General features: G+C 64.6%; 29 protein-coding genes and 1 pseudogene. 12 read left to right on the top strand and 18 right to left on the bottom strand.

Going from position 1 to position 24,620, the window contains the following annotated elements; genetic code table 11:
* Positions 1-2: 2 nt before the first annotated feature.
* Together sdhD and sdhC are read right to left on the bottom strand one after the other, a co-directional pair.
* Positions 3-419: a succinate dehydrogenase, hydrophobic membrane anchor protein gene (gene sdhD / locus D6B98_RS33830; protein WP_126261344.1), complete on the bottom strand. Its 417-nt coding sequence runs from the start codon at positions 417-419 to the stop codon at positions 3-5.
* Positions 416-814 (bottom strand): succinate dehydrogenase, cytochrome b556 subunit, encoded by a 399-nt coding sequence (gene sdhC, locus D6B98_RS33825; RefSeq protein ID WP_028133330.1) that lies wholly within the window; start codon positions 812-814, stop codon positions 416-418. Before sdhC ends, sdhD begins: the two co-directional genes overlap by 4 nt.
* Positions 815-1,193: 379 nt before the next feature.
* Between sdhC and D6B98_RS33820 the strand changes: the two are divergent.
* Positions 1,194-1,322 (top strand): annotated as a pseudogene (locus tag D6B98_RS33820) (sulfite exporter TauE/SafE family protein); the annotation flags it as partial.
* 167 nt (positions 1,323-1,489) lie between these two features.
* Here D6B98_RS33820 and D6B98_RS33815 read toward each other — a convergent pair.
* Positions 1,490-3,019 (bottom strand): malonate--CoA ligase, encoded by a 1,530-nt coding sequence (locus D6B98_RS33815; protein ID WP_126261343.1) that lies wholly within the window; start codon positions 3,017-3,019, stop codon positions 1,490-1,492.
* 115 nt (positions 3,020-3,134) lie between these two features.
* Between D6B98_RS33815 and D6B98_RS33810 the strand changes: the two genes are divergently transcribed.
* The 4 genes from D6B98_RS33810 to D6B98_RS33795 all read left to right on the top strand — a co-directional run bounded on the left by D6B98_RS33810 (position 3,135) and on the right by D6B98_RS33795 (position 6,524).
* Positions 3,135-3,896, top strand: coding sequence for an SDR family oxidoreductase (locus D6B98_RS33810; protein ID WP_126261342.1), 762 nt, complete (start codon positions 3,135-3,137; stop codon positions 3,894-3,896).
* A 455-nt stretch (positions 3,897-4,351) separates the two neighbouring features.
* Complete coding sequence (locus tag D6B98_RS33805) at positions 4,352-4,906, top strand: fasciclin domain-containing protein (protein ID WP_126261341.1); 555 nt, start codon at positions 4,352-4,354, stop codon at positions 4,904-4,906.
* Positions 4,907-5,101: 195 nt separating this feature from the next.
* Positions 5,102-5,731, top strand: a complete 630-nt coding sequence (locus tag D6B98_RS33800; protein ID WP_126261340.1) for a cytochrome b/b6 domain-containing protein — start codon at positions 5,102-5,104, stop codon at positions 5,729-5,731.
* Positions 5,732-5,741: 10 nt separating this feature from the next.
* A complete protein-coding gene (locus tag D6B98_RS33795; RefSeq protein ID WP_126261339.1) occupies positions 5,742-6,524 on the top strand; it encodes a molybdopterin-binding protein in 783 nt (260 codons plus the stop codon).
* Between the two features lie 112 nt (positions 6,525-6,636).
* On the opposite strand, the gene D6B98_RS33785 is transcribed toward D6B98_RS33795, so the two are convergent.
* A complete protein-coding gene (locus D6B98_RS33785) occupies positions 6,637-7,824 on the bottom strand; it encodes a YbfB/YjiJ family MFS transporter (RefSeq protein WP_126261337.1) in 1,188 nt (395 codons plus the stop codon).
* Between the two features lie 230 nt (positions 7,825-8,054).
* Between D6B98_RS33785 and leuB the strand changes: the two genes are divergently transcribed.
* Positions 8,055-9,167 carry a 3-isopropylmalate dehydrogenase gene (gene leuB, locus D6B98_RS33780; RefSeq protein ID WP_126261336.1) on the top strand — a complete coding sequence of 371 codons (1,113 nt, stop codon included), beginning with the start codon at positions 8,055-8,057 and terminating at the stop codon, positions 9,165-9,167.
* 298 nt (positions 9,168-9,465) lie between these two features.
* Here the strand turns inward: leuB and D6B98_RS33775 are convergent, their stop codons facing one another.
* Both D6B98_RS33775 and D6B98_RS33770 read right to left on the bottom strand, forming a co-directional pair.
* On the bottom strand, positions 9,466-9,855 hold the full coding sequence (locus tag D6B98_RS33775) for a hypothetical protein (RefSeq protein WP_126261335.1): 390 nt from the start codon (positions 9,853-9,855) through the stop codon (positions 9,466-9,468).
* Positions 9,856-10,011: 156 nt separating this feature from the next.
* Positions 10,012-10,806, bottom strand: coding sequence for a hypothetical protein (locus D6B98_RS33770; protein WP_126261334.1), 795 nt, complete (start codon positions 10,804-10,806; stop codon positions 10,012-10,014).
* A 116-nt stretch (positions 10,807-10,922) separates the two neighbouring features.
* Between D6B98_RS33770 and D6B98_RS33765 the strand changes: the two genes are divergently transcribed.
* Positions 10,923-11,957: an aspartate-semialdehyde dehydrogenase gene (locus D6B98_RS33765; RefSeq protein ID WP_126261333.1), complete on the top strand. Its 1,035-nt coding sequence runs from the start codon at positions 10,923-10,925 to the stop codon at positions 11,955-11,957.
* Positions 11,958-11,997: 40 nt separating this feature from the next.
* On the opposite strand, the gene D6B98_RS33760 is transcribed toward D6B98_RS33765, so the two are convergent.
* The gene (locus D6B98_RS33760) at positions 11,998-12,639 is read right to left on the bottom strand and encodes a carbonic anhydrase (RefSeq protein WP_126261332.1); all 642 of its coding nucleotides are present in this window, start codon (positions 12,637-12,639) and stop codon (positions 11,998-12,000) included.
* A 111-nt stretch (positions 12,640-12,750) separates the two neighbouring features.
* On the opposite strand from D6B98_RS33760, the gene D6B98_RS33755 reads away from it, so the two are divergent.
* Together D6B98_RS33755 and D6B98_RS33750 are read left to right on the top strand one after the other, a co-directional pair.
* A complete protein-coding gene (locus tag D6B98_RS33755; protein WP_126261331.1) occupies positions 12,751-13,632 on the top strand; it encodes an HpcH/HpaI aldolase/citrate lyase family protein in 882 nt (293 codons plus the stop codon).
* Between the two features lie 209 nt (positions 13,633-13,841).
* On the top strand, positions 13,842-15,323 hold the full coding sequence (locus D6B98_RS33750) for a caspase family protein (RefSeq protein WP_126261330.1): 1,482 nt from the start codon (positions 13,842-13,844) through the stop codon (positions 15,321-15,323).
* 18 nt (positions 15,324-15,341) lie between these two features.
* On the opposite strand, the gene D6B98_RS33745 is transcribed toward D6B98_RS33750, so the two are convergent.
* From D6B98_RS33745 to D6B98_RS33730, 4 genes are all read right to left on the bottom strand, one after another.
* Positions 15,342-15,761, bottom strand: coding sequence for a hypothetical protein (locus D6B98_RS33745; protein WP_126261368.1), 420 nt, complete (start codon positions 15,759-15,761; stop codon positions 15,342-15,344).
* Positions 15,762-16,031: 270 nt separating this feature from the next.
* Complete coding sequence (locus D6B98_RS33740) at positions 16,032-16,817, bottom strand: glycosyltransferase family 32 protein (protein WP_126261329.1); 786 nt, start codon at positions 16,815-16,817, stop codon at positions 16,032-16,034.
* Positions 16,818-16,898: 81 nt separating this feature from the next.
* Positions 16,899-17,504, bottom strand: coding sequence for a 3-isopropylmalate dehydratase small subunit (gene leuD / locus D6B98_RS33735; protein ID WP_027573022.1), 606 nt, complete (start codon positions 17,502-17,504; stop codon positions 16,899-16,901).
* Positions 17,505-17,755: 251 nt separating this feature from the next.
* A complete protein-coding gene (locus D6B98_RS33730; RefSeq protein WP_126261328.1) occupies positions 17,756-18,154 on the bottom strand; it encodes a metallopeptidase family protein in 399 nt (132 codons plus the stop codon).
* A gap of 251 nt (positions 18,155-18,405) precedes the next feature.
* On the opposite strand from D6B98_RS33730, the gene D6B98_RS33725 reads away from it, so the two are divergent.
* Both D6B98_RS33725 and D6B98_RS33720 read left to right on the top strand, forming a co-directional pair.
* The gene (locus D6B98_RS33725) at positions 18,406-18,687 is read left to right on the top strand and encodes a hypothetical protein (RefSeq protein ID WP_164719047.1); all 282 of its coding nucleotides are present in this window, start codon (positions 18,406-18,408) and stop codon (positions 18,685-18,687) included.
* Positions 18,688-18,715: 28 nt separating this feature from the next.
* Positions 18,716-18,973: a hypothetical protein gene (locus D6B98_RS33720; protein ID WP_126261326.1), complete on the top strand. Its 258-nt coding sequence runs from the start codon at positions 18,716-18,718 to the stop codon at positions 18,971-18,973.
* A 4-nt stretch (positions 18,974-18,977) separates the two neighbouring features.
* On the opposite strand, the gene D6B98_RS33715 is transcribed toward D6B98_RS33720, so the two are convergent.
* Positions 18,978-19,271 carry a DUF1330 domain-containing protein gene (locus D6B98_RS33715; protein WP_126261325.1) on the bottom strand — a complete coding sequence of 98 codons (294 nt, stop codon included), beginning with the start codon at positions 19,269-19,271 and terminating at the stop codon, positions 18,978-18,980.
* 178 nt (positions 19,272-19,449) lie between these two features.
* Between D6B98_RS33715 and D6B98_RS33710 the strand changes: the two genes are divergently transcribed.
* Positions 19,450-19,998 carry a hypothetical protein gene (locus tag D6B98_RS33710; RefSeq protein ID WP_126261324.1) on the top strand — a complete coding sequence of 183 codons (549 nt, stop codon included), beginning with the start codon at positions 19,450-19,452 and terminating at the stop codon, positions 19,996-19,998.
* A 122-nt stretch (positions 19,999-20,120) separates the two neighbouring features.
* Here D6B98_RS33710 and D6B98_RS33705 read toward each other — a convergent pair whose 3' ends face one another.
* The 6 genes from D6B98_RS33705 to rpsP all read right to left on the bottom strand — a co-directional run bounded on the left by D6B98_RS33705 (position 20,121) and on the right by rpsP (position 24,560).
* Positions 20,121-20,330, bottom strand: a complete 210-nt coding sequence (locus D6B98_RS33705) for a hypothetical protein (protein ID WP_126261323.1) — start codon at positions 20,328-20,330, stop codon at positions 20,121-20,123.
* A gap of 94 nt (positions 20,331-20,424) precedes the next feature.
* Entirely contained in the window at positions 20,425-21,831 is a 1,407-nt protein-coding gene (gene leuC, locus D6B98_RS33700; RefSeq protein WP_126261322.1) for a 3-isopropylmalate dehydratase large subunit, read from the bottom strand.
* A gap of 456 nt (positions 21,832-22,287) precedes the next feature.
* A complete protein-coding gene (gene rplS, locus D6B98_RS33695) occupies positions 22,288-22,668 on the bottom strand; it encodes a 50S ribosomal protein L19 (RefSeq protein WP_011083318.1) in 381 nt (126 codons plus the stop codon).
* A 110-nt stretch (positions 22,669-22,778) separates the two neighbouring features.
* Positions 22,779-23,534: a tRNA (guanosine(37)-N1)-methyltransferase TrmD gene (gene trmD / locus D6B98_RS33690; protein ID WP_126261321.1), complete on the bottom strand. Its 756-nt coding sequence runs from the start codon at positions 23,532-23,534 to the stop codon at positions 22,779-22,781.
* A 126-nt stretch (positions 23,535-23,660) separates the two neighbouring features.
* On the bottom strand, positions 23,661-24,218 hold the full coding sequence (gene rimM, locus D6B98_RS33685) for a ribosome maturation factor RimM (protein WP_126261320.1): 558 nt from the start codon (positions 24,216-24,218) through the stop codon (positions 23,661-23,663).
* Between the two features lie 9 nt (positions 24,219-24,227).
* Entirely contained in the window at positions 24,228-24,560 is a 333-nt protein-coding gene (rpsP, locus tag D6B98_RS33680; protein WP_126261319.1) for a 30S ribosomal protein S16, read from the bottom strand.
* Positions 24,561-24,620: the final 60 nt, after the last annotated feature.

Here is a 24,620-nt window from a genome sequence, read left to right as displayed (position 1 = left end):
GGTTACACTCCGGAGGACAGCTTCAGGATCGCATAAGTCGAGGCGAGCGCCACGGCGACCGAGAAGAAGTTGTTGAACATGATCGAGACGAGCTTCAGCTTCTCGTTATGGACGTAGTCCTCGATCACCACCTGCATGCCGATCTTCATGTGCCAGGCGCTGGCGAAGATGAACAGCAGCAGGATCACCGCGACGGGAATCGAGCTGAGGATCTGCGCCGCGCCGACCTGGTTGCGGCCGAGCAGCATCATGATGATCACCAGCACCGGGATCATCAGCAGCGTCATGGCGACGCCGGTGATGCGCTGGCGCCAGAAATCAGACGTGCCCGAATGCGCTGCGCCGAGATTGCGGACGCGCCCGAGCGGGGTCCGCATCGAGGAACGCTTCGGAGAGCCGTGGGATTCGTCGAAACTCATCGTCCGCCTCCGATCGCATAGGCGATGATCCAGACCAACACGGTCAGCGCGATGCCGCCGATCAGCGCGCCCCAGGTCAGCGCCTCCCGCTCGTTGGCCTTGAAACCGTAGCCGAGGTCCCAGACGAAATGCCGGATGCCGCTGAGCATGTGGTGCATCAGCGCCCAGGTGTAGCCGAACACGATCAGCCGGCCGATGATGCTGCCGGCGAAGGCCTGGACGTGGGCATAGGCGGCCGGGCCGGAGGCCGCCGCAACCAGCCACCAGACCAGCAGCAGCGTGCCGACGTAAAGGGCGATGCCGGTGGCGCGATGGACGATGGACAGCGCCATCGTCAGCGTCCAGCGGTAGACTTGCATGTGTGGTGAGAGCGGTCGTTCGATCCGTGCGGTCATGGGCTTTGATGTTGTATTGCGGCCCAACAGGGGGCGCGCGGGGATCGGAAAGGTCGGCTCTATTTACGGAGTCGATTTGGCCCGCGCAATCACCAAATCGCCATAAATCGAACGGTCGTTCAGCTCTAGAGCGTTGATGATGCAAGGCCAATCAGGGCCTTGGTATACCAGCACGTTCGTCCGCCAACAAAGTAATGAATATATCTTCACTTATTGTGCGCGGAGCGAGGTCCGTTGAAATTACTGTTGGAACGCATCTAAACGGGCCCTGCCGCGAAAACTGGCTGGTCGCCCAGCCGTGGCGCCAACCCACGCCGGCGCACGCCATTCCGGTGTCCCCGCGCGACCGGGGTTTGGATATGCGCACGCCGCATTCCACCCGCTCGGTTACGTCTCGCTGATCGGCGCCGTGCTGGTGATGCCGATGGGCCTCGTCACCGCGCCGCTGGGCGTGAGGGCGGCGCGCCCGATGTCGAAGCGCCGGCTGGAAGTGGCGTTCGGCTGCTAACTGTTCATCGTCGGCAGCCGGTTTGTGCTGAGCTTGTTGGGCGGACAGTAGCCGCCACAACCCCCGTCATTGCGAGCGCAGCGAAGCAATCCAGGCTGTCTCCGCGAAAGATTGGATTGCTTCGTCGCAAGAGCTCCTCGCAATGACGCCGAGAGAGCGAGTCCCCCTCACTTCTTCGCGTAAATATCCTTGTACGTCTCGCGCAAAATATTCTTCTGCACCTTGCCCATGGTGTTGCGCGGCAACTCGTCGACGACGAAGACGCGCTTGGGCATCTTGAACTTGGCGAGGCGACCATCCAGGCCCTTCAGGACCGCGGCTTCGTCGATGCTCGCGCCGGGCTGGCGCACCAGGACCGCGGTGACGCCTTCGCCGAAATCGGCATGCGGCACGCCGATCACGGCGGACTCGACCACGCCCGGCATGGCGTCGATCTCGCTCTCGATTTCCTTCGGGTAGACGTTGAAGCCGCCGGAGATGACGAGATCCTTGCCGCGGCCGAGAATGTGGACGTAGCCCTTGGCGTCGATCTTGCCGAGATCGCCGGTGATGAAGAAGCCGTCGGGGCGAAATTCGGCCCTGGTCTTCTCCGGCATGCGCCAATAGCCCTTGAAGACGTTCGGGCCCTTCACCTCGATCATGCCGATCTCGTCGCGCGGCAATTCTTTCCCCGTTTCGGGCTCGGTCACGCGCACGGAGATGCCCGGCAACGGAAAGCCGACCGCGCCGGGCACCCGCTCGCCGTCATAGGGGTTCGACGTGTTCATGTTGGTCTCGGTCATGCCGTAGCGCTCGAGCACCGCGTGCCCGGTGCGCGCCGACCATTCGCGATGGGTCTCGGCCAGCAGCGGCGCCGAGCCCGAGATGAACAGCCGCATATGCTTGGTCGTCTCGTGCGACAGCGCCGGATTTTGCAGCAGCCGCGTGTAGAAGGTCGGCACGCCCATCAGCACGGTGGCGCGCGCCATCAGCTTGATGATGAGATCAGGATCGAGCTTCGGCAGGAAGATCATCGACGCCCGCGCGAACAGCGTCACGTTGGTCGCCACGAACAGCCCATGGGTGTGATAGATCGGCAGCGCGTGGATCAAGACGTCCTTGTCGGTGAAGCGCCAGTAGCCGACCAGCGAGAGCGAGTTCGAGGCGAGATTGTCGTGGCTGAGCATCGCGCCCTTGGAGCGGCCGGTGGTGCCCGAGGTGTAGAGGATCGCGGCGAGATCGTCGTTTGCCCGCGGCACCGTGGTGAACTTGCTGCTGGCCTTGTCGGCGGCCTCGGTCAGCGAGCCCTTGCCGTCGGGGCCGAGCGTCTCGACCCTGGCGTTCACCTTGGCCGCGATCGGGGCGAGGCCTTCGGCCTTGGCGGGATCGCACACCACAAGCGACGGCTCGGCGTCGCCGATGAAGTAATCCAGCTCGTTCAGCGTATAGGCGGTGTTGAGCGGCAGATAGACCGCGCCGGCCCGCACCGTGCCGAGATACAGCACGATGTTGGCGACGGATTTTTCGACCTGAACCGCGACGCGGTCACCGGGCTTCACGCCGCGCGCGACCAGCACATTGGCCATCTGCCCGGCCCGCGCGATCAGATCGCCATAGCTGATGCGCCCGCAGTCATGCGTCTCGATCGCGAGGCGCTTGGGGTCGTCGAGGCCGTCGAACAGGCGGGAAAACAGGTTGGCGTTAGCTGCTGGGTTCATGCAAGATTTCCTCGACCGCAGGGACTTGTACGACAAGGCTTGTTGGACAAGGCCGGTCAAAACCGAGGGCTGGATTAGCAAAAACCGCCCCGATGAAGCAACGGAGACAGTTTGCATGACCAAGAACGGGAAACGCGTAGCCTGGGTCACGGGCGGTGGCAGCGGAATCGGAGAGGCCGGCGCCGAGGCGCTGGCTGCCGACGGCTGGGTGGTGGTGGTTTCGGGTCGCCGCCAGTCCGCCCTGGATAATGTGGTGGCGAAGATCATCAAGGCGAGCGGAGCCGCCGAGGCCATTGCACTCGACGTCTCCAACGCCGCCGAAGCCCAGAAGGCCGCCGACCAGATCGTCGCCAGGCACGGCCGGATCGACCTGCTCGTCAACAATGCCGGCATCAACATTCCCAAGCGCAGCTGGAAGGACATGGAGCTGGAGGGCTGGGACAAGCTGGTCCAGGTCAACCTCAACGGCGTGCTCTATTGCATGCGCGCGGTGCTGCCGACGATGCGCAAGCAGCAGGACGGCGCGATCATCAACGTCTCGTCCTGGGCCGGCCGCCACGTCTCGAAGATGCCGGGCCCGGCCTACACCACCACCAAGCATGCGGTGCTGGCGCTGACCCATTCCTTCAACATGGACGAATGCGTCAACGGCCTGCGCGCCTGCTGCCTGATGCCGGGCGAGGTCGCGACGCCGATCCTGGAGCTGCGCCCGGTGGTGCCGAGCAAGGAGGAGCAGGCGAAGATGCTGCAACCGGAAGACCTCGGCCGCACCATCGCATTCATCGCCAGCATGCCGGCGCGCGTTTGCATCAACGAAGTGCTGATCAGTCCGACGCATAATCGCGGCTTCATCCAGACGCCGAACAACAGGGATTGAGACGCGGCGCTGCCGTAGGGTGGGCAAAGGCGCGAAGTGCCGTGCCCACCATCTCTCTCCATTTGCGCTTGGTGGGCACGCTTCCGCCGTCGCTCTTCGAGCTATGGCGGACAAGTCGCTTTGCCCACCCTACGGCCGAGCAGGGACTAGCCACGGCCGTAGCCGCGAGTTCGTCATTGCGAGCGTAGCGAAGCAATCCAGGAATGTGTCCGCGGAGACAATCTGGATTGCTTCGTCGCTTCGCTCCTCGCAATGACGGTGGAGCGGCTACACGAACATCCACCCCTATAGTTTCACGCATCACGATAAGTTATTTCCCGAAACCCCATCGCAGACCCTCCCGTAGTTCTGACCATCAACGGCGCGTTCCTGCTTCACGTCAAACTGTCGCAGCGCCGTTGCTGCCAAACTCGAACGCCGGCCATCGCTGGCACCAATTCAATCGGGAGATCTCCATGTCGAAGCGCTTTGCCTATCTCGCTGCCGCCGCCTTCAGCGCCCTGGCCATCACCGCGACCGTCGTCGCGCCCGTGAGCGCCGAGGAGAAGACCGTCATGGTCGGCGGCGCCGCGATGTTCCCCTCGAAGAACATCGTCCAGAACGCGGTCAATTCGAAGGATCACACCACGCTGGTGGCGGCGGTGAAGGCCGCCGGCCTGGTGCCGACGCTGGAAAGCAAGGGCCCGTTCACGGTGTTCGCGCCGACCAACGCCGCCTTCGGCAAGCTGCCGGCCGGCACCGTCGACAATCTGGTCAAGCCCGAGAACAAGGCGACGCTGACCAAGATCCTCACCTATCATGTCGTGCCCGGCAAGCTCGGGGCCTCCGACCTCACCGACGGCAAGAAGCTGAAGACCGCCGAGGGCGAGGAGCTGACGGTCAAGAAGATGGACGGCAAGGTCTGGATCGTCGATGCCAAGGGCGGCACCTCGATGGTGACGATCTCCAACGTCAACCAGTCGAACGGCGTCATCCATGTGGTCGACACCGTGCTGATGCCGGCGACGTAACACCACGCGATCCTGTTTCATCCCCAAACAGGATGCTTCGAGACGGCGAGCCGGGGATGCCCGGCTCGCTTTTTTGTGACCACAATAGCCTCGCGGCATCGATTCGATGGCCAGCAGGGCGTAACGAAAACCGGCGACCGGGCGTATAATCCCCGACACACGGTCCCAGGACGGAACGACCAGGACGGAACCATCATGGCGAGCCTCACAGTCACCGACGCGCAGGTCAGGGCTAATCCGGCCAAAGTGATCCAGCCGGCCTGGGTGCGGGTCATGCATTGGATCAACGCGCTTGCCATGATCCTGATGATCCTGTCGGGCTGGCAGATCTACAACGCCTCGCCGCTGTTCGGCTTCACCTTCCCGCGCGAGTATACGCTCGGCGGCTGGCTCGGCGGCGGCCTGCTCTGGCACTTTGCGGCGATGTGGCTGCTGATGATCAACGGTCTCGCCTATCTCGTCACCGGTATCGTCACTGGCCGCTTCCGCAGGAAGCTGCTGCCGATCACGGCGTCCGGCGTGCTTCACGACGTCAGGGCGGCGCTGACCTTCAAGCTCGGCCATGACGATCTCACCGTCTACAATTACGTGCAGCGCCTGCTCTATGCCGGCATCATCGTGGTCGGCGTGCTGATCGTGTTGTCCGGGCTTGCGATATGGAAACCGGTGCAGCTCTATTACCTCGTGATGCTGTTCGGCGATTATCCGGCCGCGCGCTATGTCCACTTCTTCTGCATGGCCGCGATCTGCGCATTCCTCGTCATCCATGTCCTGCTCGCGCTGCTCGTGCCGAAGAGCCTGCGCGCCATGATCATCGGCCGCTGAGGAGGAGACTATGGCAAAGCGCTCATTTCTGATCCCCGGCGTCGACAAGCGGCTCCTGATCAAGGACTCCCTCAAGACGATGCCTGATGTCACCCGCCGCCGCTTCATCGCAGGCGGTGCCAGTCTCGGGGCGCTGACGCTGCTCACCGGCTGCGACGTCATCGACTCGTCCTCGGCCGAAACCATGCTCGCCAAGGTCTCGAAGTTCAACGACGCGGTGCAGGCCTTCATCTTCAATCCCGACGCACTTGCGCCGACCTTCCCCGAGAGCGCGATCACGAAGCCGTTTCCGTTTAACGCCTATTACGATCTCGACGACGCGCCCGATATCTCGGCCGCAGACTGGAAGCTCGAGGTGCGCGGCCTCGTCGACAACAAGAAGTCGTGGACGCTGGACGAGCTCCACAAGCTGCCGCAGGTCACGCAGATCACGCGTCACATCTGCGTCGAGGGCTGGAGCGCGATCGGCAGCTGGACCGGTGCGCCCTTGCGCGATTTCCTCAAGCTGATCGGCGCCGACACGCGCGCGAAATATGTCTGGTTCCAGTGCGCTGACAAGGACGGCTACAATTCGCCCCTGGACATGCGCAGCGCGCTGCATCCGCAGACCCAGATGACGTTCAAATATGCGAACGAGATATTGCCGCGCGCCTACGGCTTCCCCATGAAGATCCGCGTGCCGACCAAGCTCGGCTTCAAGAACCCGAAATACGTGGTCTCGATGGAGGTCACCAACGACTACAAGGGCGGCTATTGGGAAGACCAGGGGTACAATTCGTTCAGCGGAAGCTGATCGAGGCAGTCATTCCGGGGCTCGCGAAGCGAGAGCCCGGAATCCATCGGGCCGCAGTACCGGTGGATGAATGGATTCCGGGTTCGCGCTACGCGCGCCCCGGAATGACAACCTAGCCCGGCCCCACCTTCCGCTGGCACAGCGCCGCCACCGCGCCCAGCGCCAGCAACCCCGCCGAGACATTGAGCGCGTAGCTCAAGCTTCCCAGCGCATCCGTGATCGCGCCGACCACGATCGGTCCCAGCGTCTGGCCGACGCCGAACGAGATCGTCATCGCCGCGATCGCGGTCGGCCACACCTCCGGCGGATAGTTGAAGCGCACGAAGGCAGTGGTCGAGCCGACCACGGCGAAGAAGGCGACGCCGAACACGATCGCCGAGACCGCGAGCCATGCCGGCGAATGCCCGAGCATCGGCAAGGCGGCACCGAGTGCGTTGGTGCCGAGGATGATGGCGGTGGCGAGCCCGCCGCGATCGAGCGCCAGCACGCCGCGCCAGGCCCAGGGCGTGACGAAGGCGCTGAGACCAATGAGGCCCCAAAATCCCGCCTGCGCCGCGGCCCCGCCGCCGCCGTCGCGCACATAGGCGATCATGAAGGTCATGTAGGCGATGTAGCCGGCGCCGAACAGGAAGTAGCTCGCGAGGTAAATCAGCACGGGCAGGATCGCGAACGTCGCGTGACCGCCTTCCGAGAAGCGGACATTGCTCTCGATCCGGATCAGGAACAGCGGGATCGTCATCGCGACTGAGAGCAGCGTCAGCGCCCACCACACGATCCACCACGAGCCCGGCCCGAAATATTGCAGCGTGAACGGGGCGATCAGCCCGGAGGACAGAATGCCGATGCCGGGTCCGGCATAGAACAGGCTGAGCAGGAAATTGGCCCGCGCGGGCTGCGACTGGGCAATGGTGGCGGCGAGCGCGCCGCCGGCGACGAAGCCGGCCGCGGCACCGAGGCCCAGCACCAGGCGTGCCAGGCTCAGCGCGACGAAATTCCCCGTCAGCGCGCAAGTCGCGAGCGCGGCGACGCAGGCCAGGGTTCCGCCGCGGATCGCGGCCGCCCAGCCGACCCGCTGGATCAGGCGGGACGCTGCAAGCGCGCCCACGAGATAGCCGACGGCGTTGATGGTGTTCATGAATCCGGCCGCCGAGTAGGACCACCCGAGGTCCTCCCGCATGTCGGGCAGCACCAGCGCATAGGCAAAGCGGCCGATGCCGAGCCCGACGGTGGCGGCCAGCGACAGCGTCAGGATCAGCCGCGCGGGATGCGCGTAGGGCGGGGCGCGATCAGGGGCGTGCAAGGGGGGTACTCCGGCGTATCGCAGTGTGGCAGGCCCCGCCCGCCTTGCACAGCCGCACCCCGGCAATGGTGTCTTGCCAAGCGCGCAACGCCGCTCTAGCACTCCGGCCGAAATTCACGAGATGCCGTCATGCCCGGCCTTGTGCCGGGCATCCACGTTCTTCTGCACTCGAGGCAAGACGTGGATGGCCGGGACAAGCCCGGCCATGACGAAACGGAGGAAGAACGACCATGGCGACCCACAAACTGCTGCTGCTTCCCGGCGACGGTATCGGCCCCGAAGTGATGGGCGAGGTGAAGCGGCTGATCGACTGGCTCAATTCGGCCGGAATCGCCAGCTTCGAGACCGACACCGGCCTCGTCGGCGGCTCCGCCTATGACGCGCACAAGGTGTCGATCTCCGAGGGCGACATGGCCAAGGCGAAAGACGCCGACGCCGTGATCTTCGGCGCGGTCGGCGGCCCGAAATGGGATGCGGTTCCCTACGAGGTGCGCCCGGAAGCCGGTCTCTTGCGCCTGCGCAAGGATCTCGCTCTGTTCGCGAACCTGCGTCCCGCCGTGTGCTATCCGGCGCTGGCCGAGGCCTCGAGCCTGAAGCGCGAGGCGGTCGAGGGCCTCGACATCATGATCGTGCGCGAGCTCACCGGCGGCGTCTATTTCGGCGAGCCCAAGACCATCACCGATCTCGGCAACGGCCAGAAGCGCGCCATCGATACCCAAGTCTACGACACCTATGAGATCGAGCGCATCGGCCGCGTCGCCTTCGAGCTTGCCAGGAAGCGCAAGAACAAGGTGACGTCGATGGAGAAGCGCAACGTCATGAAGTCGGGCGTGCTCTGGAACGAGGTCATGACGGCCGTCCACAAGCGCGAATATCCTGATGTCACGCTCGAGCATCAGCTCGCCGATTCCGGCGGCATGATGCTGGTGAAATGGCCGAAGCAGTTCGACGTCATCGTCACCGACAATCTGTTCGGCGACATGCTGTCCGACATCGCGGCGATGCTGACGGGCTCGCTCGGCATGCTGCCGTCGGCTTCGCTCGGCGAGGTGGATGTGAAGACCAAGAAGCGCAAGGCGTTGTACGAGCCCGTGCACGGTTCGGCCCCCGACATCGCCGGCAAGGGCCTCGCCAATCCGATCGCGATGATCTCGTCCTTCGGCATGGCGCTGCGCTATTCCTTCGACATGGGCGATCTCGCCGACAAGGTCGACGCCGCGATCGCCGCGGTGCTCGCCAGCGGCCTGCGCACCGCCGACATCAAGTCGGAAGGCACCACGGCCGCGTCCACCACGCAGATGGGCGAAGCGATCCTGAAGGAATTGCAGAAGCTGCACGCGTAAGGCGGTAAGCACCGCTCTCGTAGGGTGGGCAAAGCGACTTGTCCGCCATAGCTCGAAGAGCGACGGCGGAAGCGTGCCCACGTATCTTTTGCGACCGAGAGAGATCGTGGGCACGGCGCTTCGCGCCTTTGCCCACCCTACGCACTCGCGGTCATTCCGGGGCGGCTCGAAGAGCCGAACCCGGAATCTCTAGATTCCGGGTCTGGTCCTTCGGACCATCCCGGAATGACGGTGCGAGAAAAACGAAAACGGCCGGGCGTGAGCCCGGCCATTTTGATTCGGGTAGTCTTGCGTCCGCTCAGTACAGCGGGAAGTTCTGCGGATAGCCGCCGACGTCCTGCGGCGGCGAGAGCGGCTGGCGGTCGATCGGGCGGTTGAGATTCTCGCGCGCGAAGGACGGATAGCCCACGGCCGGCGGGAAGGCGTAGTCGGTGAACTTGCGGTCGCCCGGGTTGACCTCGGTGCCGCCGTCGAGCCAGGAGCGCTTGCTGACATAGATGCGGGTGCGGCCCTGCTGGTAGACGGCGTTGGGGCCGCTCGGACCGTAATAGGGCCGGCCGCGCTCGTCATAGCGCTTGGTCTTGTTGTCGGCCGAGGCCGGCGTCGCCAGGAACACGGCAGAGGACATGGCAATCACGGCGCCCGCAGCAAACAAGGTCGCCAATTTGGCAGAGAATTTCGAGCTCATCACGTCCCCTTCAAGCGGCGCACCGCCAGTCGATTTCACCCCATACTAGCCCGGCCGGGGTCGGCGCAACTAGGTCTATTGGGTCACACCGGCGCGGAATAATCGTGTGCGCCGGCAAAAGTTGCATCAATACCAGCCACTTGAGCTTGATGTCGCTCAAAGCGCCCCGCGCAATTGCGCATTCGCGGCGCCCAGCAGCCAGTCCTGAGAGCCGGCAAGGTCGCAAGCACGGCGTTTCAGCTCGGCCTTGGCGAACAGGCCCGCCAGCTTCGGCTCGTTGCCGGAGGTCAAGAGCGTCAGCCGGTTCAGCGTGCAGGCGATGGCCGCGCGCTGGGCGGGCAGGGTGTCGCCCTGGCAGGAGAAGCCGGAGATCTGCAAGGCGGGCTCCTCGCTGCGCTTGAGGTAGCCGAGGCAGGCCCGCGCGCCCTCCGCTGCGGCGACCGGCCGGAACAGCGCCACGGGGCCGAATTTGGTCTCGATCAGGCCGGCCTGCTCGAGCGGGGTCGCCGCGTTCAGGCCCATCTGGACGGCAAGGTCCATCGCTACAGGACGGGTCACGTCGAATTCGCCGCCCTGCCGGTAAATCTCGAGCTCGGCCAGCACCTTGTCCGCTTCGCCGGTCCAGCGCATGACGTCGCGTCGGCCGCCTTCGGGATGCCGGAGGATGATGTAAGAGGCTGTTTTCTCTGACGAATCAAGCCGGCTGAGGGCGAAGGCCGGATGCGAGCGATCGGCCACGCTCCAGGTGGGTTTCGGCGGCAGCTCATCGTCGCGCAGATCAGGTAATTGGCCCAGCGCCGCAAGGCCCAGGATGGCAAACAAAGCGAGCGTCCCCACATAGGCGAACAGCCTCGCCAGCGTGCCGACGACTTCGTCGGCGAAGGCCGCCAATGCCAGATGGAGACTGGTCCGGGTCGAGATTGCGGCCGTGCTGGCCTCGGGCGACTGCATCCACGGCGTTCCGGCATGGTCCCACGTTGTCTTGAGGCCGGTTCTCGCATAGAAGCGCTGCTCTTCCTGTTTAAGCGTCAGCTTCAGGAACGGGCTTTTTCACCGGAGAGTGAACGATGGGTTACAAAGTCGCAGTCGTCGGCGCGACCGGCAATGTCGGACGGGAAATGCTCAACATCCTGGATGAGCGCAAATTTCCCGCGGACGAGGTTGTGGCCCTGGCGTCACGCCGCAGCATGGGCGTCGAGGTCTCCTATGGCGACCGCACCCTGAAGGTCAAAGCGCTCGAGCATTACGACTTCTCCGACGTCGACATCTGCCTGATGTCGGCGGGCGGCGCGGTGTCGAAGGAATGGTCGCCGAAGATCGGCGCCGCCGGCGCTGTCGTGATCGACAATTCCTCGGCCTGGCGCATGGATCCGGACGTGCCGCTGATCGTGCCCGAGGTGAATGCGGCCGCGACCGAGGGCTTCAAGAAGAAGAACATCATCGCCAACCCGAACTGCTCGACCGCGCAGCTCGTTGTGGCGCTCAAGCCGCTGCACGACAAGGCCGGTATCAAGCGCGTCGTGGTCTCGACCTATCAATCGGTCTCGGGCGCCGGCAAGGACGCGATGGACGAGTTGTTCTCGCAGACCAAGGCCGTCTACACCAACAGCGAGATCGTCAATAAGAAGTTTCCCGCGCGCATCGCCTTCAACGTCATTCCCCAGATCGACGTCTTCATGGAGGACGGCTACACCAAGGAAGAGTGGAAGATGATGGCGGAGACCAAGAAGATTCTTGATCCCAAGATCAAGCTCACCGCCACCTGCGTGCGCGTGCCGGTGTTCGTCGGCCATTCCGAGGCCGTCAACATCGAGTTCGAGAACCCGATCAGCGCGGACGAAGCCCGCAATATCCTGCGCACCTCGCCGGGCTGCCTCGTCATCGACAAGCAGGAGCCCGGCGGCTACGCCACGCCGTATGAGGCGGCCGGTGAGGACGCGACCTACATCAGCCGCATCCGCGAGGACGCCACGGTGGAGAACGGTCTCGTGCTGTGGTGCGTGTCAGACAATTTGCGCAAGGGCGCAGCCCTCAACGCGATCCAGATCGCGGAAGTCCTGATCAACCGCAAGCTGATCACCGCGAAGAAGCAGGCGGCGTAAGCGGCGAATGGTGAGTGGCGAATAGCGAGTGGACCATTCGCTACTCGCCATTCGCCTTCTTGAATTCCTTCGCGACCTTGTCCAGCACGAACAGCGATCCCTCCGCGACGCCGAAATAGGCGCCGTGGGTCTGCATCTGGCCTGACTCCACGGCCTTGCGCACGAACGGGAAGGTCATCAGGTTTTCCAGGCTGCGGAACACTGCGGCCTTCTCGATGCGCTCGACGAATTGCGCCATGGTTTCGTGGTCGCGCTGCTCAACCACCTCGCCGGGCTTGATGAACATCTGCATCCATTTGCCGATGAAGTCGCCCGGCGTCAGCGGCTCGATCTTGTCGACGAAGGCGCGGATGCCGCCGCATTGCGCGTGGCCGAGCACCACGATGTGCTTCACCTTCAGCACCGTCACCGCATATTCCAGCGCCGCCGAGACGCCATGGGCGGTGCCGTCGGGCTGATACACCGGCACCAGGTTGGCGATGTTGCGGACCACGAACAATTCGCCCGGTCCGACGTCGAAGATCACTTCGGGCGAGACGCGGCTGTCGCAGCAGCCGATCACCATCACTTCCGGGAACTGCCCCTTCACCGACAGCTCGCGATAGCGGCTCTGCTCTGTCGGCAGCCGCTGGGTGGCGAAGGCCTTGTAGCCTTCCAGCAAATGCTTCGGGAATGCCATCATGGCCCATGCCTAATCATATACCGCCGGGGCGAACAAGCCTTTCGAATGGGCAGGCCAAGTGCTATCGGCTCCGGCCAGAATAGGTTCGAGGAAACCGGAAGGAACGCTCGCATGACCCGCCCGCGCCGCAGCCATCTGTTCATGCCCGGCTCCAATCCCCGTGCGCTGGAAAAGGCGCGCAATCTCCCCGCCGACGGCCTGATCCTGGATCTGGAAGATTCCGTCGCGCCGGACGCCAAGGCGCTGGCGCGCGACGGCATCGCCGCCGCGATCGCAGCCAAGGGCTTTGGCAAGCGCGAGATCCTGATCCGCACCAACGGCCTCGACACGCCCTGGTGGGCCGACGACGTCGCGATGGCTGCCAAGGCCTCGCCCGACGGCATCCTGGTTCCAAAAGTTTCAAGCATCGAGGATCTCGACACGATCGGCCTCCGCCTCACCGAGCTCGGCGCCGCGCCCACGGTGAAGGTCTGGGCCATGATCGAGACCGCGCGCGCCGTGCTGCATGCGGAGGAGCTGGCCGAGGCCGGGCGCGATCCATCGCGGCGCCTCGCCGGCTTCGTGTTCGGCCCCAACGACATCTCGCGCGAGACGCGGATCAGGATGCTGCCCGGCCGCGCCGCGATGATTCCGATGATCACCCATTGCATCCTGGCGACGCGCGCCCATGGCCTCGAGATTCTCGACGGCCCCTACAGCGACATCGCCAATTCCGACGGCTTCGCCACCGAATGCGCGCAAGGCCGCGATCTCGGCTTCGACGGCAAGACGCTGATCCATCCCTCGCAGATCGACGCCTGCAACGCGATCTTCACTCCGCCCGAGGAGGAGGTCGCGCGCGCGCGAAAAATCATCGCGGCGTTCGAGCTGCCGGAGAACGCCTCGCGCGGCGCGATCCGCCTCGATGGCGCGATGGTGGAGCGCCTGCACGCCGACATGGCCAGGCGCACGATTGCCATCGCGGACGCGATCGCCGCGATGGGGAAGGGCTGAGGCGTCCCCGTCGCGCCCCGCTCTGTGTCCGTGGCCGAACGCCTGCTGCTCGCGGCTTTGCTGCGAATTCAGCGGCAGCGTCGTCACGTCAGCGAATACGTGCGGCTGTATTCTTGTGATTTAGATCACACAGTCCGGCAGGTTGCATCGATAAATTTGCGTCGTTTAAATAACGCTCTCAGTCCCCGATATCGCGCGTGGGCTTTCATATGCTTCGCAAACTATTCTATTGCCTTGCACTTCTTGTTCTCGCCGGGCCTGCAGCCGCCAATGACCGCGTCAAAAGCGTGGCGAGCGCTGCGATTGCCGCCGCCTCCGAGGCGATACGGCGAGATCCCAAGGACGCGAATGCGTACTACGATCGCGGAAATGCTTATGCCGCGAACGGCGATGCCGACCGCGCCATAGCCGACTACACCGCGACGATCCGGCTCGATCTTGCGCATGCAAACGCTTATTACAACCGCGGCAATTCTTACAGCAGTAAGGGCGATACGGAGCGTGCGATCGCGGACTATTCGGCGACCATCCGGCTCGATCCGGTCTACGCGAACGCCTATTACAATCGGGGCAATGCCTACAGCAACAAGGGCAACACCGATCGCGCCATCGCCGATTATACCGAAGCGGTACGCCTGCAGCCGACCAACGCGAACGCGTATTTCAACCGCGGCAACGCCTATGGCCGCAAGGGCGAGACGGATCGCGCCATCGCGGACTACACTGAAGCGATACGCGCGGATTCCACCCATGCGAACGCCTATCTCAACCGCGGACTGGCTTACGAGAAGCGCGGCGATTTCGCCAAGGCGAGGGCCGACTTCAACGCCACGCTTGGACTTACCCATGCCGCCACAAGATGGGCTTTGGACAAGGCACGGGAGCGGCTTGCCGTCCTGCCTTCGCCGCGACCAGCAACGATCTTGGTGGAGAAGACCGGCGTCGCTCCGCTTGTCACGGCGCCCGGGGCTGCGAACACTGATCGCCGCATCGCTCTCGTCATCGGCAACTCGGCCTATGAAAACGTCGCCGCCCTGCCAAACCCCGTGCGCGATGCAAGCCTCGTCGCCGACGTGCTGAAGCTCACCGGGTTCGAAGCCGTCACTCTGCTGACCGATCTGCGCAAGGATGCCTTGGTGAATGCCTTGCGCGAGTTCGCGGCACGTGCGGAGACGGCGGACTGGGCCGTCGTGTATTATGCCGGACACGGCATGGAGGTCGGCGGCATCAATTATCTCATCCCGACGGATGCGAAGATCGCCGCGGATCGCGAGATCGCGTTTGAAGCCGTGCCGGTCGATCAGGTTCTCAATGCTGCGGAGCGCGCCAGGAAGCTGCGCCTCGTCATCCTCGATGCTTGCCGGGATAACCCGTTCGCAGCCCAGATGAAGCGCACGATGACGGTGGCGTCGCGTTCGGTGTCGCGAGGTCTGGCCGCTGTCGAGCCGGAGGCGGGTACGCTGGTGGTCTATGCCGCCAAGGATGGCGAGACCGCGCTCGACGGTGATGGGAGCAACAGTCCGTTCGCAACCGCCTTCGTCAAGAATGTTCCGACGCCGGGCCTTGAAGTCCGCAGGCTGTTCGACTTCGTTCGCGACGACGTCATGGAGGCAACCGGCCGCAGGCAAAAGCCGTTCAGCTACGGCTCGATCTCCGGCCGGCAGGACTTCTATTTCGTGGCCGGCAAATAATTTCCTACGAGTCGCGCCTCAGCGCGGCGCGACGTCGGTGCGGTCGAGCGACTCCAGGGTCGAGGCATTGGCGCAATAGCCGTGGTAATTCTCCGCGGCGGTGCCGTCGGCGAGATCGCGGTCGCATTGTCCCTTGTGGTTGCACAGCGAGCAAACCCGCTCGAGGTCGCGGAGCAGCAGCGGCTGCGCGCGGCCGAGGCCTTCGGCGCTGATGCCGAGCTGCTCCAGCATTTTGGGCAGCTCGTCGGCTGAATGCTGGCCGTGGCGGACCAGCTCCTCCAGATCGTCTGGCGCGATCCTCAGGTCGTTCGCGATCCGGTCGAAATCGGCGCGATCGAGCTGACGCATCTCGTTGATCTCGCGGCGGTGCTTCAGCCAGTCGGCAAAGGACTCGATGAGGTCCTGGACGACGGGATAAGGCCTGCTTGCGGTGCTCATGGAAAGCTCCCTTCGGACGGCGGAATTGGAGCGAATTAAGCACAATGTTGCAGCGGCGCGTTGCGCTGGATCAAATTGGGAATGCTGAAAAGCGGCCTCCGCTGCACCTCTCCCGCTTGCGGGAGAGGTCGACGCGTCGCGGGCGATGCGAAGCATCGTCCGGCGCGTCGGGTGAGGGTTTTCTCCTCTTGGGGATTGTCCCATTGCGGAAACACCCCTCCCCAACCCTCTCCCGCAAGCGGGAGAGGGAGCGCACCTCCAGCGCGGCAGCTACACAAACCGCTCCGTCGCCCAGGCATAGAGGCTGCCCGGAATCGGCTTTTCGCCGCCACGGCCCTTGGGCGAGATGTGCAGGCCGATGATCTCCGGGTTGGTGACGAGGCCGAGATAGCTCGAGGGGTCGAAGAACAGTTTCGGCTCGGCATGCACGGCGTAGAACGATTGCTTCGGCAGCGCGCATCCGAGCTCGCCGGTGCGGCGCGCCAGCGCGGTCAGCGCGGCGGGTCCGTAGATCGCGACGCGGATGTCCGCAAGACGGTTCGAGCCGCCGCGCAGGCGGCGCATCATGAAGGTGACGCGGTGGCGCAGCGACAGCCAGTTGGGTGTCAGCTCCTCCTGCTCCATCAGCTCCTCGAAGGCGGCGACGATGCCGTGCCCGGGCGGCAGATAGATCACGGAATTGCCGAGCTGGCGCGGCCGCTCCCAGGCGAAGTAGGGCTTTGCCGGATCGATCTCGACCGGTTTGAGCAGCAGCACGTCGGCATCGAGCCAGAGGCCGAGATTCTTCGCCATCAGCTTCATGCGGAAGAAGTCGCTGAACTGCAGTGTCGTCCAGTCGCGCCAGCTGCCGTCCGGCTGCGGCGGCCGCAAGCGTTCGGAGAATGCGTGCGGCAGGATCGCCTCGGCGTCCGCGTTGGCGATTCCGGCGGGAAGGCCGGGAATGGTGTCGAAGCTATAGACCGTGACCCTGTGGCCGGCAGCTAACTGCGAACGCAGACAGGTCTGGCGCAGCGCATCCATCGGGCCGTGCCAGAAGGTGACGATCTCGGGGAGCATGCGCAAAAGCTATACGGGATGACGAGGGCAAAGAAATAGCCCCGGCGCGGACGGCACCGGGGCTCGAACCAAAATCGGCAATCAGGCCCAGGCGCGTTCGCGCTTGAGCTTGTCCTCGTAGCTGTCGATCGAGGCCTTCTTCTCCATGGTGAGGCCGATGTCGTCGAGGCCGTTGATCAGGCAGTGCTTGCGGAACGGGTCGATCTCGAACTTGACCTTGCCGCCGTCGGGGCCGCGGATTTCCTGGTTCGGCAGGTCGATCGTCAGCGTCGCGTTGGCGCCGCGCTCGGCATCGTCGAACAGCTTGTCGAGGTCTTCCTGGCTGACGCGGATCGGCAGGATGCCGTTCTTGAAGCAGTTGTTGTAGAAGATGTCGCCGAACGAGGTCGAGATCACGCAGCGGATGCCGAAGTCGAGCAGCGCCCAGGGCGCGTGCTCGCGGCTCGAGCCGCAGCCGAAATTGTCGCCGGCGACCAGCACCTTCGCGTTGCGATAGGCGGGCTGGTTGAGCACGAAATCCGGGTTCTCGCTGCCGTCGTCCTTGTAGCGCTGCTCGGAGAAGAGCCCCTTGCCAAGGCCGGTGCGCTTGATGGTCTTGAGGTACTGCTTCGGAATGATCATGTCGGTGTCGACATTGATGATCTTCAGCGGCGCCGCGACGCCTTCCAGCGTGGTGAACTTGTCCATGGTTGCGCTTTCCCGCAGGTGTTCAGGGAAGGCGTATTTATCGCGGTTGGCGCGGAAATCCTAGGCCGAATTGGGCAGGGCTAGCCTGCCTGGCGGGATCAAGCCGCGGAGGAGTTGCGCTCCCTCTCCCGCTTGCGGGAGAGGGCTGGGGTGAGGGCTCTCTCCTCTAGGGGACGGTCCCGTTGCGGCGACACCCTCTCCCCAACCCTCTCCCGCAAGCGGGGGAGGGAGCGCACCTCCCTCGACGCTTCCTACTCCGCCCGCGCCTCGATCGCTGCCATATCGTCGTCCGAGAGGCCAAAATGGTGGCCGATCTCGTGGATCAGGACGTGGCGGACGATGTGGCCGAGGCTTTCGTCGTGCTCGGCCCAATAGTCCAGGATCGGCCGGCGGTAGAGCCAGACCATGTTGGGCAGCCGCGCCACGTCGCCGAGGCTCTGCTGCGGCAGGCCGACGCCCTGGAACAGGCCGAGCAGGTCGAACTCGCTCTCGCAGTCCATCTCGTCCAGGACCTCCTCGGTCGGGAAGTCGTCGACGCGGATGATCACGCCTTCGCACAGGGCGCGAAACTCCGCCGGCAGGCCCTCGAAGATCTCGTGCGCCGTCGCTTCCATCTCGGCCAGCGAGGGCGCTTTCAATTCCGTCCACATGGGGTTGTTCTAAAGCGTTTTCGAGCGAAGTGGATACCGGTTCGCGTGAAGAAAACGCGTCAAACCAAGAATCTGGAGCCCGTTTCAATTCCATTGAAACGGGCTCCAGCGCGGGTTCCTTGGCGATGCATCCCGCTTTATAAGCGTGGCGAGGTTGACGGGCGCCGCCAAAACGGGGAGCGTGGGGCTCGACCAAGACGGTTCAGGTGGGCGAAAAAATGCGAGCAAAAACAGCGCTGACGCTACTGTGCATGGGGTTGTTTTCGCAGTTTTGCGTTGGCGCGGAAGCGCAGACGGCGGCCCCCGGTGTCAGGCTGGCGCAGGTGGTCGCGCCGGACGACATCCCGCCGCCGCGCAAGCGCCCGCCCGCGCGCCTGCGCGTCACGCCCTATTACGCGCCCGACGGCGTCTATCCGCGCTACAATCCCGGTCCCGATGCGGTCCGCGTCTGCAACGCGACCTATGTGCAGGAATTTCGGCCGAGCGGCACGGTGATCGTGCCGCGTGTGAGCTGCTACTGGCGCCGCGGCTGAGCCGGCGCGGGAGCCCGGTGGGATAGCAATGGCGAGACGGGTTTTATTGGTGATTGTCGCCGCGCTTGCCGCCAGCGTGCCGCGCGCGTCCGCGACGCCAGGGGTGGCGATCCCGGAGGCCTCGGCCGGGATCGCGGTGTTCGATGTGCGGCGACCCGCGCGAACCTACGTCGTGCGGCCTGCCCTTCGCCGTGATCCCCGCTATTACGCGCGGCCCGTCCATTACCGTCCCTATCCCTACGGCGTGCCCGCCCCCTTCGTGTTCGGCTACGGGCCGTTCTGGTGAGCCGCTAGCCGGCAAATCCCTTCACCAGCAGCACGGTCGCCTGCGCGCCGGCCTTGCGGTCGCGCGAGATCTCCTCGTACTCGGGTGAGCTCGAGAAGGCGAGGAAGGCGGCCTCGTCGGGAAACGACATCATGACAAGCTTGTCGTGCGGCCAGGCCCCTTCGAGCACGCGCGGGCGCTCATCGGCGGCGAGCAGCCGTCCATCGAACTTCCTGAACACATCGAAGAACCGCGCCTGGTAGCGGTCATAGGCCGCGCGCTCCGTCATCTTCAACTGCGCGATCGCGTAGACAGTCATCTCCAAGCTTCCTTTCGGAGTGGCGCGGCGCCGCAGCGCGGAGCCCGGCTTCGTTCATTCATGGCGCGTTCAGATCGCTGTCCGCAATTTAACCCCGGGAGCGACTGCAATTGAACAGGGACGACGCGGGCCGGGAACGAGCATCGCAACTCCGCTGTCCGGATTCAGGGAGGATTCCATGCTGAGGAGAAGAGGTCTCAGGGCAGGCCCGATGCGCCTGCTCGGGATTGCGGCCGCCGCGACGCTGATGCTGTCGGCGGGGACCGCGCGTCGGGCTGAAGCGCTGACCTTGATCAATCCGTCGACGTCACCCGTGACCAAGGCGGCGACCGATGACCTCGTCACGCAGGTTCGCCACGGCGGCGGACACGGCGGAGGCGGACATTTTCACGGCGGCGGTGGCTTCCGCGGTGGCGGCGCACATATCGGCGGTTTCCGCGGCGGTGGCGGACATTTTCATGGCGCTCGCATCGGCGGCTTCCGCGCCGCGCCGGCCTTCCACGGCGGCGGCTATCGCTATGGCGGCGTTCACCGCTATGGCGGATTTCATCGCTACGGGATCTATCGGCCGCACTACGGCCATCGCCACTTCCACCGGCGCTATTATGTCGGCGGCTATTATCCCTATTACCATCATCCGCGCCGCTGCCGGATCATCTGGACCTATGACGGCCCGCGCCGCATCTGCCGCTGGCATCGCTGGCACTATCCGTACCGGTATTGGTGATGTGAGTGAATTGCCGGCTCCGCATTCGTCATGGCCGGGCTTGTCCCGGCCATCCACGTTCGTGGCGCGCGCATGAAGATCGTGGATGCCCGGGACGAGCCCGGGCATGACGGGGAGGCTGCCTACAGCCAGTCCTTCAGCTTCCACGACGAAGCTTTCCACCGCATCAGATTGTCCAGCTTCCACTGCTTGAACATCGCCGGCGGCCAGCGGCTGAGCTTCGAGGTCTCCTCGACCTCCGGCTTGGCGACGATGCGCAAGGGCGCGGCGCGCCGGCGGCGCTGGCGCGTGGCCTCGCTGATCAGGTCGACATATTCAGGCTTGTTGGCCATGGCGCGCGTCCTCGCGAAATCATCGCGAGGACGAGAGTGTCAGGCGATCGATTAACGGCGGTTTGCCGCGATCGCTACAATTGCAGGCAGTGGCTTAGCGCCAGTCCCTGACATCGACGAAGTGACCGGCGATCGCCGCCGCCGCCGCCATCGCCGGCGAGACGAGGTGGGTGCGGCCCTTGAAACCCTGGCGTCCCTCGAAGTTGCGGTTCGAGGTCGAGGCGCAGCGCTCTTCCGGAGCCAGCTTGTCCGGGTTCATCGCAAGGCACATCGAGCAGCCCGGCTCGCGCCATTCGAAACCGGCCTTGATGAAGATCTTGTCGAGACCCTCGGCTTCGGCCTGCTCCTTCACGATCCCGGAGCCCGGCACGACCATGGCGTTGACGTTTGCTGAAACGGTCTTGCCTTCCGCGATCTTCGCCGCCGCGCGCAAATCTTCGATGCGGCCGTTGGTGCAGGAGCCGATGAAGACGCGATCGAGCTTGATGTCGGTGATCTTGGTGCCTGCGGCCAGGCCCATGTACTTCAGCGCGCGATGCTTGGAGATGCGTTTGGCTTCGTCGGCGATCTTGTCGGGATCGGGCACGATGCCGGTCACCGAGATGACGTCCTCGGGGCTGGTGCCCCAGGTCACGATCGGCGGCAGTTTTGCAGCATCGAGGCGCAGCTCGTGGTCGAAATGCGCGCCGTCGTCGGAGCGCAGTTTCTCCCAATAGCGCATGGCCGCATCCCAGTCCGCACCCTTCGGTGCCTTTGGGCGGCCGCGCAGGAAGTCGAACGCCTTCTGGTCGGGCGCAACGAGACCGGCGCGGGCGCCGCCTTCGATCGACATGTTGCAGACCGTCATGCGGCCTTCCATGCTGAGCGCACGGATCGCTTCGCCGGCATATTCCAGCACGTAGCCGGTGCCGCCGGCGGTGCCGATCTCGCCGATGATGGCCAGGATGATGTCCTTGCCCGTCACGCCGTCCGGCAATTTGCCGTCGACGGTGACGCGCATGTTCTTCGCCTTCTTCTGGATCAGCGTCTGCGTCGCCAGCACGTGCTCGACTTCGCTCGTGCCGATGCCGTGCGCGAGCGCGCCAAAGGCGCCATGCGTCGAGGTGTGGCTGTCACCGCAGACGATGGTGGTGCCGGGCAGGGTGAAGCCCTGCTCGGGGCCGATGACGTGGACGATGCCCTGGCGCTTGTCGAACTCGTTGTAATATTCGATGCCGAATTCCTTGGCGTTCTCGGCCAGCGCCTTGATCTGCTCGATGCTCTCCGGATCGGGATTGGGCTTGGTGCGATCGGTGGTCGGCACGTTGTGGTCGACGACGGCGAGCGTCTTCTCCGGCGCGTGAACCTTGCGCCCCGTCGCGCGCAGGCCCTCGAACGCCTGCGGCGAGGTCACCTCGTGCACCAGGTGGCGGTCGATATAGAGCAGGCAGGTGCCGTCCTCGGCTTCGTGCACCAGATGGTCGTTCCAGATCTTGTCGTACAATGTGGTCGGCTTGGACATGAGCGTCAGCTCCGAAGAATGTTGGTAGCGGATGTGCGCGTGCGCGCGGGCAACAAGATCGTCAGCGCAGCCTCTCAGGCTGCGCGAATAAGCTCAGACGTTGCCGAGGTCGCGAAGCGGCCGAAGAACCGGCCAGGCAGCCGCGAGCGATCGTCGATGACGATGCGCTGGACGGACGAGGGGCTGGTCGGATCTGGAAACATTCCAAGAATATATAGCAGGCCGAATTGAAATCGCGAGTGGTTTCAATGCGCGATCAGGGCATGACCCTCATCCTGAGGAGCGCGCTCTTGCGCGCGTCTCGAAGGATGAAGGCCCGGTCTGCGGCCTCGCCCTTCGAGACGCGCGTTCCGCGCTCCTCAGGGTGAGGGGCGGCACCGCATGCGCGGCATGAGGCCAAACAAAAAAGCGCGGAGCCGTGCCCCGCGCTTTTCGAAACTTGCCTGGTCGCTGAGCTTACTCGCCGACGGCCGCCTGGCGGTCCTGCTTCTCGACGATGCGGGCCGACTTGCCGCGCAGGTTGCGGAGGTAATAGAGCTTGGCGCGACGCACCTTGCCGCGGCGCACCACCTTGATCGAGTCGATCATCGGCGACATCACCGGGAACACGCGCTCCACGCCCTCGCCATAGGAGATCTTGCGCACGGTGAAGCTCTCGTTGAGGCCACCGCCGGAACGGCCGATGCAGACGCCTTCATAGGCCTGCACGCGGGTGCGGTCGCCTTCGACGACCTTCACGTTGACGATCACGGTGTCGCCGGGACCGAATTCCGGAATGTCCTTGCCGGCGGACAGCTTGTCGAATTGCTCTTGCTCGAGCTGCTTGATCAGGTTCATGGGTAAATCTCCATCGGCGCGCCCAGCCCTGGAAACGGGGGGCTGCGCAAAATTCGTCTATCCAGCCATTGCGGATTTGGCCGCTCCTATAAGGCAAGCCGGAGCGTTTGTCACCCGTCTGTCTTGTTTTTTGGCGTTTTTTGGCGTCCGGCTCGATTCGTCGGCTTTGGCGGGATCTGGGCCCATAAATCCGGCCGCCGGGCCTCGGTGAGGGCCTCGGATTGCGCCCGCCGCCAGGCTGCCACCTTGGCATGGTCGCCGGAGGTCAGGATCTCAGGGATCGGAACCCCCTCGAATAGCTGCGGGCGGGTGTATTGGGGGTATTCCAGAAGGCCCTCGGAAAAGCTTTCCTCGGTTCCCGAGGCTTCCTTGCCCATCACTCCCGGCAACAGCCGCACGCAGGCGTCGATCAGGGCCAAAGCTGCGATTTCGCCCCCGGACAGCACGTAATCGCCGATCGAGACCTCCTCGAGGCCCCGTCCGTCGATCACTCGCTGGTCCACCCCCTCGAAGCGCCCGCAGACGATCAGCGGGCCGGGCCCCCGGGCGAGCTCCCGGACGCGGGCCTGGGTCAATGGCCGACCCCTCGGGCTCATGAGCAGGCGTGGCCGCTCCGGTCCTGTCTCCGCCGCATCGATGGCCGCCGCCAGCACGTCCGCGCGCAGCACCATGCCGGGGCCGCCGCCGGCCGGGGTGTCATCGACGCTGCGGTGGCGGTCGGTGGCGGACGCCCTGATGTCGCGCGCCTCAAGCTGCCAGATCCCGGTGGCCAGCGCCCGCCCGGCGAGGCTCACGCCGAGCGGTCCCGGAAACATCTCCGGAAACAGCGTCAGCACCGTCGCGCGCCAGGGTGAGGGATCGATCATCGGATCTCAGTTCTCGTCGTCCCGGACAAGCGAGCCTTAGCGAGCGCTGATCCGGGATCCATAACCACCGCGGCCGGTTTTGCGACGGCTGGAGCGATCAGCTTAGCGAAAAAACTCGGCCTGTGGTTATGGGTCCCCGCGTTCGCGGGGACGACTCGCGGAGGGATCGTTGTCCTTGTCTTCGTCTTCGATCTCCGCAGGCAGCGAAATCACCACGCGGCCGCCTTTGAGGTCGACCTCCGGCACCACCGCGTTGGAGAACGGCAGCAGCAGCGTCGGGCCTTTGAGAGGCGCGATCTCGATAATGTCGCCGGCGCCGAAATTGTGGATTGCGAGCACGCGGCCGAGCGCATCGCCGTCTGTGGTGACGGCGGCGAGCCCGATCAGGTCGGTGTGGTAATATTCGTCCTCGTCCGTCGCGGGCAGCTTGTCGCGCGCGACGTAGAGCTCGATGCCGTTGAGGCGCTCGGCCTCATCGCGGGTCGTGACGCCCTTGAACGTCGCGACCAGATGGTCCTTCGCCTCGCGCGCCTGTGCGACTTCGAACTGGCGCTTGCCGTCCTTGGACAGCAGCGGACCGTAGCGCTTCACGGCGAAAGGATCTTCGGTGAAGGTCCACAATTTGACCGCACCGCGCACACCATGCGCGGCGCCGATCCGCGCGACGCAGACCAGCGCCGACATGATCCGGCCTTAGCCCTTGGCGGCGGCTTCGGCCTGCGCCTTGCGCTCCTTGCGCGGCACGGCCTTCTGCGGGTTGTTGCGTGCCTCGCGCTTGGCAACGCCGGCGGCGTCGAGGAAGCGCATCACGCGGTCGGACGGCTGCGCGCCCTTGGCGACCCAGGCCTTCACCTTGTCCAGGTCGAGCTTGAGGCGCGCCTCGTTGTCCTTCGGCAGCAGCGGGTTGAAATAGCCGAGACGCTCGATGAAGCGGCCATCGCGCGGAAAGCGGGAGTCGGCGACGACGACGTGATAGACGGGACGCTTCTTGGTGCCTGCGCGGGCGAGGCGGATAACGACGGACATTCAGTTCTCCTTCAAAGTACGGTTTGTTCGGTTGATCGGTATTTTCGCGTCACGCGGGAC

Source organism: Bradyrhizobium sp. LVM 105 (assembly GCF_003957705.1).
Classification (GTDB): Bacteria; Pseudomonadota; Alphaproteobacteria; order Rhizobiales; family Xanthobacteraceae; genus Bradyrhizobium; species Bradyrhizobium frederickii.
The sequence above is the reverse complement of the archived record's forward strand: the minus strand, read 5'-3'. Positions and strand labels throughout refer to the sequence as shown.

Excerpts from the sequence above, each read along its gene's own strand:
- rimM (WP_126261320.1), bottom strand. The coding sequence starts at position 24,218 with ATGTCGGCGCTGGTCTGCGTCGCGCGGATCGGCGCCGCGCATGGTGTG.
- D6B98_RS33805 (WP_126261341.1), top strand. The coding sequence starts at position 4,352 with ATGTCGAAGCGCTTTGCCTATCTCGCTGCCGCCGCCTTCAGCGCCCTG.
- D6B98_RS33760 (WP_126261332.1), bottom strand. The coding sequence starts at position 12,639 with ATGATGGCATTCCCGAAGCATTTGCTGGAAGGCTACAAGGCCTTCGCC.
- D6B98_RS33775 (WP_126261335.1), bottom strand. The coding sequence starts at position 9,855 with ATGAGCTCGAAATTCTCTGCCAAATTGGCGACCTTGTTTGCTGCGGGC.
- D6B98_RS33750 (WP_126261330.1), top strand. The coding sequence starts at position 13,842 with ATGCTTCGCAAACTATTCTATTGCCTTGCACTTCTTGTTCTCGCCGGG.
- D6B98_RS33765 (WP_126261333.1), top strand. The coding sequence starts at position 10,923 with ATGGGTTACAAAGTCGCAGTCGTCGGCGCGACCGGCAATGTCGGACGG.
- D6B98_RS33720 (WP_126261326.1), top strand. The coding sequence starts at position 18,716 with ATGGCGAGACGGGTTTTATTGGTGATTGTCGCCGCGCTTGCCGCCAGC.
- leuC (WP_126261322.1), bottom strand. The coding sequence starts at position 21,831 with ATGTCCAAGCCGACCACATTGTACGACAAGATCTGGAACGACCATCTG.
- leuD (WP_027573022.1), bottom strand. The coding sequence starts at position 17,504 with ATGGACAAGTTCACCACGCTGGAAGGCGTCGCGGCGCCGCTGAAGATC.
- D6B98_RS33710 (WP_126261324.1), top strand. The coding sequence starts at position 19,450 with ATGCTGAGGAGAAGAGGTCTCAGGGCAGGCCCGATGCGCCTGCTCGGG.
- sdhD (WP_126261344.1), bottom strand. The coding sequence starts at position 419 with ATGAGTTTCGACGAATCCCACGGCTCTCCGAAGCGTTCCTCGATGCGG.
- leuB (WP_126261336.1), top strand. The coding sequence starts at position 8,055 with ATGGCGACCCACAAACTGCTGCTGCTTCCCGGCGACGGTATCGGCCCC.
- D6B98_RS33795 (WP_126261339.1), top strand. The coding sequence starts at position 5,742 with ATGGCAAAGCGCTCATTTCTGATCCCCGGCGTCGACAAGCGGCTCCTG.
- D6B98_RS33715 (WP_126261325.1), bottom strand. The coding sequence starts at position 19,271 with ATGACTGTCTACGCGATCGCGCAGTTGAAGATGACGGAGCGCGCGGCC.
- D6B98_RS33725 (WP_164719047.1), top strand. The coding sequence starts at position 18,406 with ATGGGGTTGTTTTCGCAGTTTTGCGTTGGCGCGGAAGCGCAGACGGCG.
- D6B98_RS33740 (WP_126261329.1), bottom strand. The coding sequence starts at position 16,817 with ATGCTCCCCGAGATCGTCACCTTCTGGCACGGCCCGATGGATGCGCTG.
- trmD (WP_126261321.1), bottom strand. The coding sequence starts at position 23,534 with ATGATCGATCCCTCACCCTGGCGCGCGACGGTGCTGACGCTGTTTCCG.
- sdhC (WP_028133330.1), bottom strand. The coding sequence starts at position 814 with ATGACCGCACGGATCGAACGACCGCTCTCACCACACATGCAAGTCTAC.
- D6B98_RS33755 (WP_126261331.1), top strand. The coding sequence starts at position 12,751 with ATGACCCGCCCGCGCCGCAGCCATCTGTTCATGCCCGGCTCCAATCCC.
- D6B98_RS33810 (WP_126261342.1), top strand. The coding sequence starts at position 3,135 with ATGACCAAGAACGGGAAACGCGTAGCCTGGGTCACGGGCGGTGGCAGC.
- rpsP (WP_126261319.1), bottom strand. The coding sequence starts at position 24,560 with ATGTCCGTCGTTATCCGCCTCGCCCGCGCAGGCACCAAGAAGCGTCCC.
- D6B98_RS33770 (WP_126261334.1), bottom strand. The coding sequence starts at position 10,806 with ATGCAGTCGCCCGAGGCCAGCACGGCCGCAATCTCGACCCGGACCAGT.
- D6B98_RS33705 (WP_126261323.1), bottom strand. The coding sequence starts at position 20,330 with ATGGCCAACAAGCCTGAATATGTCGACCTGATCAGCGAGGCCACGCGC.
- rplS (WP_011083318.1), bottom strand. The coding sequence starts at position 22,668 with ATGAACCTGATCAAGCAGCTCGAGCAAGAGCAATTCGACAAGCTGTCC.
- D6B98_RS33815 (WP_126261343.1), bottom strand. The coding sequence starts at position 3,019 with ATGAACCCAGCAGCTAACGCCAACCTGTTTTCCCGCCTGTTCGACGGC.
- D6B98_RS33730 (WP_126261328.1), bottom strand. The coding sequence starts at position 18,154 with ATGTGGACGGAATTGAAAGCGCCCTCGCTGGCCGAGATGGAAGCGACG.
- D6B98_RS33800 (WP_126261340.1), top strand. The coding sequence starts at position 5,102 with ATGGCGAGCCTCACAGTCACCGACGCGCAGGTCAGGGCTAATCCGGCC.
- D6B98_RS33745 (WP_126261368.1), bottom strand. The coding sequence starts at position 15,761 with ATGAGCACCGCAAGCAGGCCTTATCCCGTCGTCCAGGACCTCATCGAG.